This is a genomic window from Nannocystis punicea, assembly GCF_026965555.1.
GTDB lineage: Bacteria > Myxococcota_A > Polyangia > Nannocystales > Nannocystaceae > Nannocystis > Nannocystis punicea.
In genome coordinates this window covers 2,516,157-2,529,509 of sequence record NZ_CP114040.1, presented here as the reverse complement: position 1 = coordinate 2,529,509, position 13,353 = coordinate 2,516,157, and the positions used below count along the sequence as shown (strand labels likewise).

The window sequence follows — 13,353 nt, the reverse complement described above, 5'->3', positions numbered from 1 at the left end:
GCGCCGGCCTCACGCGCATTGGCGCCTGATCATCCATACGCAGCATATTGCTCATTGTCGGCCGCCTGCCCGCCGGTGTCATCAATGACGAGGACGGAGCAAAAACCGGATCGCCAGAGCGTACCACCTCTGGCCGGAGAAGATCCGCGCGCATCTTCAGAAGATGCGGACCGAGTCGAACCCCTGACGCACCGCTCGCGCCCTCGCGGCCGTCTGGTCGACGCCGCCACGCTCGGCTAGACTGGCAGCTTGCGACGATCGGCGCGCCTCATCCAGCTGTTCGCGGCCACGCTGGCCTGCAGCGCCGACGCCGACGCGCCCTCGCAGCCCGCCCCGGTCGCTCCGGCAATCCCACCGCCCGCGACGCCGCTCCCCCAACCGTCCGTCACACCTCCACCGGCCGCGCCGCCCGAAGAGGCCGTGCGACGCACCTCGTCCGTCGAGCGCGTCTCCCTCGGAGAGGAGCACAGAGGCTGGCTCTGGCTCGCCGTCACGTTCGTCAACGACACGCGGGAGCCGGCCTGGTTCGTGTTGCATTTCCCCAGCGAGGGGAGCAGCGACGGGACGATCAAGCGCCGCGGTACCAGAGTTCACGTCGAAAAAATCGCCGCCGAGGACGGCGGCAAGGCGCGCTGGCTGCAGATCTGCGACGACGATGCGGCCTGTGATTACGCAGTGCGGCTGGCCCCGGGGCAACTGCTGGAGATCGAGCCGGTCCAGCGCGCGGTCGAAGCCGACGGCCCACCGCTGGTCGCCGAGATCTGGCGGCTGTCGGCGCTCCGCTTCGACCATCAGCCCGCCGAGCTCTGGCTCGCCGACGAGTTCACACCCGCGACCCACGAGCTCCGCGGGCGCCCGCTCTTCGCCTCGCGCGAGCACCCGCCCCTCGCCCGACGAGGCGGCACTGGCAGCCCGCAGCGCGTCGATCTCGAGCCCGCGGAGCGCCTCGTGTTCGACATCTCGACGGCGCCTCCGCCACGAAGGCGCGTGCCGTAGACGCGCGGCCACCAGGCCAGGCCAGCCGCCCGGTCCTCGCGGGCTCACCAGGGGAGCGGGCCGTCGTCGTTGGAGAACGTGCCCGTCGGTCCGTCGGCGCCGAGCAGGGCGAGCCTCACTGGCTCTCGCGCGGCCTCGGCGACGCCTCGCGGTCCGCTGTGATCGTTCATGTCGGTCGCGGTGTAACCGGGGCACGCCGCGTTCACCTTGATCCGCGTGTCGGCGAGCTCCTGCGCGAACGCCAGCGTCACCGCGTTGAGGGCGCTCTTCGACGGGCCGTACCCGACCCCGCCGATCCCGCGGAACGGATAATCGGCGGCGCTGATCGTGGACAGCGAGCCGACGCGGCTCGACACGTTGACGATGCGTCCGGCCGGCGCGGCGCGGAGCAGCGGCAGCATCGCCTGGGTCACCGCGATCACCGCGAACACATTGGTCTCGAACACCTCGCGCACCTCGGCGAGCGAGGCGCTGCTCGGCCTGCCGCGGGCGGCGATCTCCGCGAGCGAGCCCGACGTCGAGGCGCTGCTGCGGGCGATGCCGGCGTTGTTGACGAGCACGTCGAGCCGGCCGAGCTCCTCGCGGATCCGTCCAGCCGCCGCGGCGATCGAACCGGCGTCCGTCACGTCGAGCGCGAGCGCCCGCGCATCACCGGCGATCGCCTTCGCCGCCGCCTCGCCGCGGACGAGATCGCGCGCACCGACCAGCACCGTGTAGCCGCGCGCCGCCAGCTCGCTGGCGATCGCGCGGCCGATTCCCTTGTTGGCCCCGGTGACCAGGGCGACTGGTTTGTCATGCATGACCCCGGCATAGCGCCCCGGTGTGCGCGTCGGCTTGGCGATTCTTGGCCGGCCGGCGCCGCCAAGAATCTCCAAGCGGCGCACGCGCGCCGGACCTATCCTACCCCCATGGCGATTCGCACCCACGAGCTCGCCGTCTCGGTGCCCGGCCTGCGCGCCACTCGCTGGTGGACCGACGAGCTCCACGCCGGCATGAAGGAGAGCTACGCGGTCGCCCGCGTCGAGACCGGGCGCTCGGAGTGGTGGAGCAGCGGCAAGGTGTGGCGCAGCGCCCCGGGGTCGCTGCAGTTCAAGCAACCCGGCGACGTGCACCGCGACGTCTCGCGCGACGGCCCCGGCACGTTTCAGATCGTCGCCTTCCCCGCCCACCTCGTCGAGCCCGTGGCAGGCAAGCTGCGCGTGCACCCGCAGCTCGCCGCCGACGACGAGCGCGGCGCGCCCTTCCAGCGCCTGCACGACGCGGTGCTGTCCGGCGCCGATCGCCTCGCGCTCGAGGTCGCGGTCGCCGAGGCGATCGCCGCATTCGCGGCGGTCGGCGACGCCAAGTGCGAGCACACCCCGCCGGTGCGCCGCGCGGTCGAACTGCTGCACGAACGACTGGCCGAGAACGTCACGCTCGACGACCTCGCGGCGCACGCCGACTACGACAAGTTCCACCTGTGCCGGGCCTTCCGCGCGCAGGTCGGCATGCCGCCGCACGCTTATTTGACGCGGCTCCGGATCATGCGCGCGAAGGAGCTCCTGACCGCAGGCGTGCGACCGAGCGACGTCGCCCTGCAGGTCGGGCTCTACGATCAGAGCCAGCTCAACCGTCACTTCCGGCGAATCGTCGGCACGACCCCGGGCCGCTACGCGCGCTGAGACGTCCGACAGCACGCGCGTGATGGCTCCGCCGTCGCTCGGCCAGCGAGCGCCCTCTGCGACCGCCCCGCGCGTCGCTGGAGGACCCGCGGGACGCCGGGATCGTCGCCGTGCTAAAGAAGCCTCTCGTGAGCGCTGCCGACCCGGAGCACGGTGGTTTGTTCGCCTCGCAGCTCGCGGCGGTCGAGACCCTGCTCTCGGCCGGCCTGGAGGCTCCGGTGCGGGTGACCGCGGCCGAACGCGTGAGCGAGGAGGGGCGCCGCAATCTGATCCTGCGCTGCGCGGTCGCCGGTGCGCTCGACGACGGCCCGACGAGCGTGATCGTCAAGCAGGTCGTGATGCACGGCTACGACCCGGATGCAGTCGATTCCTGGGATGTTCGACGGTTCTTCGGCGACTGGGCCGGCGCCGAATTCCTCGGCGCAGTCGCCGGTGAGTCGCTGCACGGCCCGCGCTTTCATGGCGGCGACCGAGCCCGCGGCCTCATCGTCCTCGAGGATCTGGGGGAACACCACGACCTGGTCGAGCCGCTGCTCGAAGGCGATGCGGCCGGGGCCGAGCAGGCGCTCCTGGCCCTCGCGGCCCGTCTCGGTGCGATGCACGCCGACACGATCGGCGGCGCCGCCCGCTTCGAGGCGATCGCGCGGGCGATCGACTCGAAGTCCGCGGGCGTCGCTGCGACGTGCCTCCGGCAGGCGGACGAGCTGCGGGAGCAGGCCGACCGCGTGGTCGGTCTGCTCGAGCGGCTGGGGTCGCCGGCCGCGGCGGGCCTCGCCGACGACGTCGCCACGATCTGCGAGGCAGTCGCGCACCCCGGCCCCTTTCTCGCCTACATCCACGGCGACCCATGTCCCGACAATGTCTTTTACAGCGGCGGTCGCCTGCGCCTGATCGACTTCGAGTTCGGGTACTTCGGCCACGCCCTGCGCGACGGTGCCCACGCCCGGATGCAGTTCCCGACCTGCTGGTGCGCCAACCGCCTGCCCGAGGCGCTGCTGAGCCGCGTGGAGCGCAGCTATCGCGCCGAGCTGGCGCGCGGCTGCCCGGCAGCGCAAGACGACCGACTCTTCGAATCCGCCCTGGCCGTGATGAGCGGCTACTGGCTGATCGCGTCGCTGGCGTGGCTGCTCGAACGCGCGATCGAGGCGGACTCCGACTGGGGCATCGCCACGACGCGGTCGCGCATCCTGGCGCGGCTGGAGGCCTTCATCACCGCCGCCACCGCCTTCGATCGGCTGCCGGCCCTGCGCGGCACCGCCGACGCGCTGCTGGAGCAACTGCACCGGCGCTGGCCCGAGTCCCAGCCGTTGCCGCTCTATCCCGCGTTTCGTTGAGGTGGAGCGCCGCGCCTCGCCGGGCAATTGGCATCACATGTCCTTAAGGGCATGTATTATTAATAATATCAGGAGCGCTCGGGCGCGAGGAAGCGGGCCAGGATCTTGCGGGTGACGCCGTCGTCGAAGCGGAGCTCGAGGGTGGCGCCGTCGCCGGAGCCGGTGCGTGCGATCAAGGTCCCGGCGCCGAACTTCGGGTGGGTGTAACGCTCGGGCTCGGCCGGCGCGGGCGCAGCCGGCTTGCGCACGAGCGGCCTGGCGCGCTTGGCGGGCGCGTCCGGCGGCGGCGGGGCCAGCAGGTCGAAGCCGGTGTGGACGCGACGGACGTACTTCCACCAGAAGCCGCGCTCGCTGCGGGTGGCCTTGTCGATGGCGGCGAAGCCTGTCCGCCACGCAGCGACGCGCGCCGGCTGCGGCGTCCACAGGCCCGCCTTCGCCAGCTCGACGAGGACACCGAGGGCGACCAGGTCGCCGGCGACCTCGTAGAGATCGACCTTGCGACCGAGGACCCGATCGAGCTGGGCGACCGCGCGTCCGGCCAGTTCGTCGATCACGGGCTGGGCCCCAGGAAAGCGCAGCAGCGCGTCCATCCGCGGACCGTCGCAGTAGCCGCCGAGAGCGGCCTGCACCTCGGGCGTGCGCGACCCGTGTTCGGTGACGCCCTCGGGATCGTCACGCAGGCGCTGCAGCGCGGCTCGGGTGTCCTCGGGGAGCTGCGCGATCGCAGCGGCGTGATCGTCGAGGCGAACCCACAACGCCGGGGGATCGTGGGTGACGCCGACCGGATCGAGCCAGGCGAGCAGGCCGATGTGCGCGACCAGCCGGGCGGCCTCGGTCGTGCCTTCGCGGCGCGCGACGAGTGCGGCGAGGCCGTCGAGCGCGCTGTCGTTGTCGTAGATGCCGTCGCCCCACGTGCCCATGGCGTCGCTCACTGCGGCGGGATGCACACCTCGCCGCCGGCGGCGATCTGCGCCTGCGTGCGGAACGTGTTGAGCTTGGTCCAGTGCGGCGGCTCGAATTGCGGGATGGTCCCGTCCTCGCGCACGTTCGTCATGTGGTGTACACGGGGCGCCAGACCCCTCTACGAGCCAGTGTACGATGGGTCGTCTCGAAAACTGGCCGAATCGCGACAAAATCAGGACGAATTTTCGAGGCGACCGGGAGATCGCACCGTCGCGTGCTCGGGCTCCTGTGCCCGTCTAGACGGTTCAAGGGGACAAGCCTCGGGGCCGCCAGTCGGTGGGCCGCCGTGACAAGCAACGTGCCCGCCCGGCCGTCGAGACGAGCGTCGAGACAAGACCCACTACAGCGGTCTTGCCGCTCCGCGCATCTCCGCCCTCTACGCCTCGTAGACAGATGCTCAAGTTCCTCCGACCGCGAGCCCGCGGCGGGCAGCTCACTCGCCGATGATGCGCGCCACGCTGCAGGCGAAATTGGCCGGACATCGCCCATGGTGATCGAACTGCTCACCGGAGCTTGGTTCGCGTTCTTCGTTGGGCTCCTGATCGGCGAGGCCATCGCCGAGCTCGGAGGACCGCCGTGAACTACACCTCCGAAACAGGCCGCCGCTAGGCGGACGAGCAATACAAGCTCGGTCTCCAGATCCTCAAGTCCTCCGGGACTACCAGGTCGAGGCAAACGCGCACGGGCCGCGCCAGAATTCGGTTCTGGACGTGGGACGAGATGGAGCAGATGGAGGAGCGCGGCAAGCTGGACAACCTCCTGCCGCTCCGCGAGGAGCGCGACGACGGCACGACCGTCTATGTCAAGGGGAAGGGCCACCGGCCCGCGAAGGCGGCCGCTGAACTGCGCGCCGGCGACACCGTCGCCCGTCATCATCACAACCCCTGGAGCGGCACGATCGTCGCTGTCCGCGAGGTCTCCCCGAAGGTGATCGAGGTCGAGGTGCGGAGCCGCGGACACGTGAAGCCCCTACCGGCTCCGCAAGGATGTCCTCGTCGAAATCCTCGAGCCGGCTCTCGCGGGGGCCGCATGACCGCCGCCGAGAAATGGCTCGCTGAGCTGAGCGCCGCGCCGCCCGAGCGACTGCGACGAAAAGGCGCGCCTCACCGCCGACGAGCAGACCAACGCGACGCCGTTCGAGGTGTCGCGCGCTCTAAGCCGTCGAGGTCGGTCGCCGACGGCGTGCGGGCTACTGTACCAACTTGCATCCAGATGAATCGCCGGAAGGGCTGCAACTGCAGATCGGTCCCAAGCCGTGTACGTATACAACTTTACAAGTGCCGTACTCCATGTGGCCGCCGTTTGGATCGTTGACCCAGTGCTCGCAAGCAAGAGGACCTCCCACGCATTCGGGCGCGGAACGCTCCATCTCACTGTAGGGACTACTCGTCGCCTCGGTCGTCACGGGAACCTCTTCCGCGCAGTATTCGTAGTCGCCGTGTTCCTCGAACTTAGCCTCAGTCCCGATGCCGATGCTGTAGGTCGGAGCCAGCAACGGGGGCGTGGCAAGCATGGCCGCCAGAACGCAAACATTCGTCGAAATCATGAATCCTCTCTTCCCGCGCGCGTGGTTAGCCGCCGAGCCGCCGCTGCGCGCTGCGGAGTCGCTGCTGGCGCTTCAGCAGTGACCCCGCGCGGCGGCCGGCAATGCGATGAGCCTGGCAGGGCCCGCTCAGCACTCCACCCAGACCTTGAGGGTGTAGGTGACTCTCGAGAAGAGGTCGTACCACCAATGGACGGTCACCTCGGTGCTGTCCTGCCTGGTGATGTTTGCGGCCGCGTGCCCGCTCGTGTCGACCTGAAGATCGGCGCGCGTGATAGTCTTACCGTTCATCGGGTAGTGGTCGTCGCCGCTTCCGCCGAAGAATGTGCCCTTCCGACTCATGGTCTGGTCGATCGCCAGGCACTCGCTGCGTACGGTTTCGGTGGTTTCTTCCGGCAGTACGTCCAGGTCGCCATCGACCTCGTTGGCCTCGGCGGCGTCGACGGCCGCGGGGGCGGCCGCATCCGAAATGTCGTCGTTCGGGCTGGGGATCACGAACGCGAGGGCGAAGAGCGTCGAAAGATGGATCATCATGTCTGTTTCTCCTGTCGCCGGTTCAGACGCCTGGCCCTCGGACATCGGGGGAGCGTCGACCGTCTGTGTAGAGGTGACGAATGGGGTCTTTCCGGATGCCGACTTCGAAAAATAATCGAGCGACGCTCGGGCCGCCGACAGGCCGTTCGAATCCGCCGAGGCGCGCGCCGGACGGCGGACCAGCGGTCGCTCCGCCGCAAGTGACAAGATGTCGCGCAAAAACGCGCGGTGTATATCCGATCGTGGCAATTATAGCAGCGAGATCAGCGCCATTTGCCTCTCCTGAATTCGGAGATAGCTTCGCCCTGGCTCCTCGCTATCGAGCATCTTCTACAAGGTCATCATGGATCACCCATCGAGCGAATGTTCCGACGATACGGCGCTTGCCCGCGCGTGCGCGTGCGGGGATGCGAGCGCTCGTCATCAGGCGTTCCACAAGTTCTACCCGAATCTGCTACGATTCTTCGCCAACAAGGTCCGCAGCGACTGTGTCGAGGAGCTGATCCACCGGACCCTCCTGCGGCTCTTCGAGCGATGCTTCGCCGAGTATACGGGGCAGGGGCGGCTGATCAGCTTCGTCCTCGGAGTCGCTCACCGCTGCATGCTCGAGTTCATCCGCGAGGGCCGCCGGGCCGAGCTTCGGAGCGACCCGGGGAGCGAGCGCGCCGATTCGATCCGGCCGTCCCCAAGCCAGGTCTCAGCGCAGAGGCAGCGGCACCGTCTGCTGCGCGAGATCATGCGAACGTTGCCGCCCGAGCTGCAGACGTGCCTCGAGACGTACTACTGGAACGACCAGACCACCGACGAAGTGGCCGAGGCGCTCGGTCTGCCCGTCGGCACCGTCCGCGCGCGACTGCGGCGCGGCCGTGAACTGTTGAAGCTGCGGCTGGCGGAGCGCGGCTTCGACGCCTTGCCCTGGTTCGAGGTCTCCAGCGCCGGCGATGGCGAGACTTCGTCGGTTTCGGGACCTGCGAGGACTTCGTGCATACCGAAGACATGATCCGACGGTACCGCGACCCGGCATCGACCGAGTTTGAGGTCGCGGACATTCGCGGGCGCGTCGAGGCCCGACTGTTCGAGGGAGCCAGCGCGCCGCGGGTCGGCCGTTTCATCCTCTGCGAACGGGTCGGTACGGGCGGAATGGGCACCGTGTACGCCGCCTTCGATCCCCAGCTCGGCCGCAAGGTGGCGATCAAGATCCTCCATTCCGATCGCGCCTATCACCGGCTGATGCGCGAGGCGCGGGCCCTGGCCAGGTTGCGGCATCCAAACCTGCTTACCATCTACGAGGTCGACGAGTGCCAGGGCCAGGCCTGCATCGCCATGGAATACATCGAGGGCCACACGTTCGGCGACCTCCAGCGTGGTGCCCGGTATTCGTGGCGGTACTGGCTCGAGCTCTACATCGCCGCCGGACGCGGGCTCGCGGCTGCGCACGAGGCCGGGCTGGTGCATCGGGATTTCAAGCCCGACAACGTGCTTGTCGACGAGCACGGCCGCGTCGTGGTCGCCGATTTCGGCCTCGCCAAGTCACGCGAGGATGCCCCGACCAGCAAGGACAGGGAGGCGCTGGGCCCCGAGCCGTTGGGTCGGTCGTGGACGCAGTCCGGGGCCCTCCCCGGGACGCGCTCCTACATGGCCCCGGAGCAGCGGGATGGGGTGCGCTGCGATGTCTTGAGCGACCAGTACAGTTTTTGCGCATCGTTGTGGGAAGCGCTCCACGGCGAGGTACCGCTCGGCGAAGGGCCCATTCCAGGCGGCGATGCCAGCAGCCGAACGACGCGGTGCACCCCGTCGGTACGCGTGCCGCGCTGGTTGCATCGGGCGCTCCTCCGGGGCTTGCATCCGGAGGCGCATCGGCGCTGGCGATCGATGCATGAATTGATCGCGCGCCTCGAGAACGAGCCGGCCCGCTTCGCGCGGAAGATCCTCCTCTGGACATTCGTCGTCGCCGCGGTGGTCGGCATGGTGCTGGCGCTCGATCTCGCGCGGCAGCGCCGCGTAGACCTCGAGTCGGCGAGGCAAAGAGAGGAAGAGTTCATTCGGGAGCGTGAGGACAGGCTCATCGCGCAGCAGCGGCGCAACCACAACGAGCGGATCCTGCTGACCGCGGCGGGGGAGGCCGATCCGACCCGAGCCACGTCGATGCTGTCGGCCATGCGACCCGCGGAGATGCTCGAGCAGTGGGTGAGCGCCGTGGTCGACCGCCTGCAGCAACCGGTAGCGCTCGCCGTCTTGAGTGCTCACACCGAGGAGCTGCGGCAATCGAGCTTCTCGTCGGACGGCCGGATGGTAGCGACTGCGAGTTATGACGGCACTGTCCGCTTGTGGGACGTTCGCGGCCTTGGCGATCCGCGGGTGCTCGTCGGCCACACGGATCGGGTGTACGTCGTCCGCTTCAGCGCGGACGGGCGACGTCTGGTGTCGACGTCGAAAGACGGCACTGCGATCGTGTGGGACGTCGTCAGGCCCGAAACTCGATTCGTGCTCCCCGGGCACGGAGGTCAGGTCTACTGGGCCGAGTTCAGCCCCGACGGCAGTCAGATCGCCACGGCGGCCGAGGACGGTCGGATTCGGCTATGGAGCGCGGCGCCGACCGATCTCGCAGCAGGACGTCCGCCGCGGATCGTCGGCAAGCACGCAGGCGAGGCGCTCTACGTCGAGTGGAGTCCGGACGGGCGGCGACTGGTGTCCAGCGCCAGCGATGGAACCGCGACGGTGTGGCCGCTCGGTCGCGGCGAACGCCGGCGAGTGTTGCGGCACAAGAGATTGGTCTATCGAGCCCGCTTCAGCCCGGATGGAGCGCGGATCGTCACGGCCTCCGAAGACGGGACCGCCGGTCTGTGGCGAGCGAGCGACGGCCGCCGGCTGGCGCATCTGGTCGGCCATAGCGAAGGCGTCGCCGACGCATTGTTCAGCCCCGACGGCGCGCGACTCGTGACCGTCGCAAGAGCTTCATCCGCGCGCCTGTGGCGTGTCGACACGGGGACGTTGCTGCACGAGTTGCCGTCGACGAGCCAAGGTAGCACGAGCGCCGCCTTCTCCTCCCAGGGGGACAAGGTCGCCATCGCTGGCAACGACCGTCGCGTCCGGCTGTGGACCGGATCGCTGGACGCGACACCCGTCGAGCTCGCACGCCACGCCGGGGCGATCTTCCACGTCGAGTTCGACGCGAAGGGCGAATTGTTGCTGTCCTCTTCGTTCGACAAGACGGCGCAGATCTGGAACGTGATGCAGTCGGGCCTGGGTGCGGCCCAGGTGGTCCTTCCCGGCCGACTGCAAGGAGTCGCGTTCGCCGAGGAGCGCGCTTCCCTGGCCGTCTGGACGGCGACGGGGACGATCGCGCTTCACGAGCGCGGCTCGATGCGCACGATCCAGCAATGGGTCGCCCCGCGAGGTACCGTTCAGTATTTCGAACTGAGCCCGGACGCGCGGTGGCTCGCCGCCCTGATGACCTCCGGCGAGGTCTACGTGTGGAACACGGCCAGCGCCGGGGCGCCGGTCCGGCTCCGCGGTCGGAACCCGACGAGCTTCCGGTTCGTCGAGGGCGATCGGTTGTTGCTCGGCGAACGCGACGGCACACTCTCGCTGTACACTACGACCGGGCATCCGCTCGCTCGTCGACGGCGACACGACCCCGAGATCCTCGCGCTGTCGAGCCTGCTCGCGGGGCGCTACGTCGTATCGCAGGGGCGGGACGGCCGCATGATTCGATGGGATCTCCGCAGGGGGCTGGAAGCTCGGGAGCTCCTGCACACGAAGTCGCGCCTCTCGGCCCATGCGACCTGCCCCGACGGCCTGGTCGCCGGCGCGGATACGGGCAATGAAGCGGTGTATCTGCGCGACGTCACGCGACCGGAGCAGGCTCGGGTCCTGTCGACCGAGGGGGGAATCCCGAACTTCATTGCGCTGGACTGCGATCGTCGTCTCCTGGCGGTCCAGTTACGCAGTGGGACGATGCAGGTGTGGTCACTTGCGTCAGGTCGCAAGGTGGAGCTACCCGATCTCGCTGCGACCACCGCGAAGTTCCGCAAGAGCGTGCCGCAGCTCGTCGTGATGACGCAGGCGCGTGAGCTCCGGATCCTCGACGCGATGAGCCTCCGGGAGCTGCGGCGGATTCCGTGCATTGTGAGCCCCAGCGCCCTCTCGTTGTCGGCACCGGAGCGAGACGTGTTGCTGGCCAGCGAATCCGAAGGCCTGGTGCGCGTCGATCTCGAAGCATTGCTCGCCGAGCCCGCGCAACTGGTCGCGCAGATGCAGGAGCGCACCGCCGTATGCCTCGATCTCGCGGTCTGGCGTGAAGTCCTGGGCGACGAGCTCGGGGCGCGGATCCATGCCCTCGAATGTCCATGGCGGCATGGACGCGTACAGGCGATGATGGATATTCTGTTCGCGGCTCAGGGCGGCATGCGTCACGTCGCCCGAGCGGGAGCGACAGACGACGGCCACTGACCAGCGGGCCGCCGCGACAAGACTTGCTTGCTAGCCCGGATTTCTCACCACGGATAGGTGGGGCCCGCCAGGCGGCTGCCAGGCGGCGTGGCGGGAGATTGTTGGATGCCGTCGACGTGAGCCGCGAGGCCGCGCTCGTTAGGCTCGGGGCTGGCGCGAGATCGAGCTGTAAGAGGGATTACAAAGCTGGCTACGCGTTTTGGGTGACCTGAGCATAAGGACAGACGAACCCCGGCGCGCAGCGCAGCGCACCATTGTGTGACGGATGGCGAGGGCCGTCAGCGTCTCATGACGTGATGGCGGTGGAGGTTCTCGAGGACGCGCCACCACACGTGCTGGAGTGGGAAGACTGAGCTTAGGGAGACGCGGATCCTGCGGACCGATGCGGTGACGATGGCGCCGATCTTGAGCAGCCGCGTGCGGATCGTGGAGACTTGGGCGTGGGCGAGCTCGGTGCCGGCGAGGGCGAGTCGGCGGAGCTCGTTGAGGATCATGTAGGCGACGGACGAGAGCCACAGGCGGAGCTGGTTGGCGCGCAGCGTGTGGGCGCTGGTGCGGTCGGCAAAGAGGCCGAGCTGCTGCTCCTTGATCCGGTTCTCCATGTCTCCGCGAGCGCAGTAGAGGTCCTCGTAGAGCGAGCGCGCGTCGTACTCGTCATGCGAGAGGTTGGTGGTGACGAAGCGCGGGTTCTCCTTGTCCGTCGTGTACTCCGCCTTGCCGACCACCCGGCGCTCTCGTGACCACGTCCGGTTGGTCTCGTAGCGAAAATCCTTGAAAACGCGCGCCTCCTTGCCGGTCTGCTCGGAGATGGCGCGGGCCTGCTTCATCTCGTCCTCGATCTCGACGATCAGGCGCGAGTTCTTCTGCAGGCCGAGGACGAAGAAGAGGCCGTTGTCCTCGCACCAGCGCATGACCTCGTCGCGGCAGAAGCCAGAATCGCCGCGCACGATGACCCGGACGTCGGGCCAGCGGGCGAGGATCTGGCTGACGATCCTCTCGAGCTCCTCGACCGCGCCGCTCACTGGCTGCTTGTCGGCGGTGTTCAGCGCGGCGCCGAGGAGGAAGTCGCCGCAGAAGACGTACAGCGGCAGGTAGCAGTAGCTGTCGTAGAAGCCGTGGAAGAAGCGACCCTCCTGCTTGCCGTGTACGGGGTCGTCCGTCGCATCGAGATCGAGGACGATCTCGGCGAGCGGCCGATCGTGCGCGGCGAGAAATGTGTCGACGAAGAGGCGCTGGATGCCGTGGTCGTCGTAGCTGATCTTCTTGTAGCGCTCGTCGCCGGCCACCGTGGGCTTCGCCAGCTCCAGACGGTTCAGCGTGCTCTTGCCGGCCAACGCGTGACCCCGGTCGCGTTCCCGCTTGCGCTGTTCGCCGGTCGGATCGATCTTGCCTACCGCCAGCGCGAGCAAGGCATCATCGCGGAGCATGTCGTGGTCGTTCAGGTCTTCGTAACCACACAGCAGGCCCAGCACGCGCTGCGCGAGCAATTCCTCGACGGTGTGCTCGACGCGGCTCGGGTCGCGGTGGTCCCGGAAGCAGGAGGCGAAGTCCCGGAACACACCTGAACTCTCGGTCAGCTCGCGCAGCAACAGCAGGCCGCCGTCCGAGCTGACCCGTCCGCCGTCAAAGGCGCCCTCGACACGTCTCCGCCCGGCCGGTTGAAAATCGAACTCGGTGCGGATACACCTTGTCGTGTTCCGGCCGTACCCCTGGGTGGTCAGCAATCGTTTCACACCCGCTCGAACTCGGGAAGTACGGCCGGAATTCCTTCCCGTGGTGAGAAATCCGGGCTAGAGGCAGCCCAGCAAGCGGCTCCGCGCGCGCCTCGTCGTCGGCTTCCGCGATGCCGCCGTGCCATGCAAGATCGCAC

Annotated in this window: 10 protein-coding genes; 5 read left to right on the top strand and 5 right to left on the bottom strand. The window is 68.6% G+C overall.

Annotation, left to right across the window (positions count from 1 at the left end; genetic code table 11):
* Nucleotides 1–249 precede the first annotated feature (249 nt).
* Nucleotides 250–996 (top strand): hypothetical protein, encoded by a 747-nt coding sequence (locus O0S08_RS09725; RefSeq protein ID WP_269038772.1) that lies wholly within the window; start codon nucleotides 250–252, stop codon nucleotides 994–996.
* A 44-nt stretch (nucleotides 997–1,040) separates the two neighbouring features.
* Here the strand turns inward: O0S08_RS09725 and O0S08_RS09720 are convergent, their stop codons facing one another.
* Nucleotides 1,041–1,796 carry an SDR family oxidoreductase gene (locus O0S08_RS09720; protein WP_269038771.1) on the bottom strand — a complete coding sequence of 252 codons (756 nt, stop codon included), beginning with the start codon at nucleotides 1,794–1,796 and terminating at the stop codon, nucleotides 1,041–1,043.
* Between the two features lie 108 nt (nucleotides 1,797–1,904).
* On the opposite strand from O0S08_RS09720, the gene O0S08_RS09715 reads away from it, so the two are divergent.
* Nucleotides 1,905–2,657, top strand: coding sequence for a helix-turn-helix domain-containing protein (locus O0S08_RS09715; protein ID WP_269038770.1), 753 nt, complete (start codon nucleotides 1,905–1,907; stop codon nucleotides 2,655–2,657).
* A gap of 128 nt (nucleotides 2,658–2,785) precedes the next feature.
* Nucleotides 2,786–3,991 (top strand): phosphotransferase, encoded by a 1,206-nt coding sequence (locus O0S08_RS09710; RefSeq protein ID WP_269038769.1) that lies wholly within the window; start codon nucleotides 2,786–2,788, stop codon nucleotides 3,989–3,991.
* Between the two features lie 68 nt (nucleotides 3,992–4,059).
* On the opposite strand, the gene O0S08_RS09705 is transcribed toward O0S08_RS09710, so the two are convergent.
* The 3 genes from O0S08_RS09705 to O0S08_RS09695 all read right to left on the bottom strand — a co-directional run bounded on the left by O0S08_RS09705 (nucleotide 4,060) and on the right by O0S08_RS09695 (nucleotide 7,250).
* Nucleotides 4,060–4,923, bottom strand: coding sequence for a hypothetical protein (locus O0S08_RS09705; protein ID WP_269038768.1), 864 nt, complete (start codon nucleotides 4,921–4,923; stop codon nucleotides 4,060–4,062).
* The gene (locus tag O0S08_RS09700; protein ID WP_269038767.1) at nucleotides 4,920–5,045 is read right to left on the bottom strand and encodes a hypothetical protein; all 126 of its coding nucleotides are present in this window, start codon (nucleotides 5,043–5,045) and stop codon (nucleotides 4,920–4,922) included. Before O0S08_RS09700 ends, O0S08_RS09705 begins: the two co-directional genes overlap by 4 nt.
* Before the next feature lie 1,581 nt (nucleotides 5,046–6,626).
* Complete coding sequence (locus O0S08_RS09695) at nucleotides 6,627–7,250, bottom strand: hypothetical protein (protein WP_269038766.1); 624 nt, start codon at nucleotides 7,248–7,250, stop codon at nucleotides 6,627–6,629.
* Nucleotides 7,251–7,374: 124 nt separating this feature from the next.
* Between O0S08_RS09695 and O0S08_RS09690 the strand changes: the two genes are divergently transcribed.
* Complete coding sequence (locus O0S08_RS09690) at nucleotides 7,375–8,031, top strand: RNA polymerase sigma factor (RefSeq protein WP_269038765.1); 657 nt, start codon at nucleotides 7,375–7,377, stop codon at nucleotides 8,029–8,031.
* Complete coding sequence (locus O0S08_RS09685) at nucleotides 8,013–11,483, top strand: WD40 repeat domain-containing serine/threonine protein kinase (RefSeq protein ID WP_269038763.1); 3,471 nt, start codon at nucleotides 8,013–8,015, stop codon at nucleotides 11,481–11,483. The genes O0S08_RS09690 and O0S08_RS09685 overlap by 19 nt, the downstream gene beginning before the upstream one ends.
* Before the next feature lie 278 nt (nucleotides 11,484–11,761).
* Here the strand turns inward: O0S08_RS09685 and O0S08_RS09680 are convergent, their stop codons facing one another.
* Entirely contained in the window at nucleotides 11,762–13,204 is a 1,443-nt protein-coding gene (locus O0S08_RS09680; protein WP_371879576.1) for an IS1380 family transposase, read from the bottom strand.
* Nucleotides 13,205–13,353 lie beyond the last annotated feature (149 nt).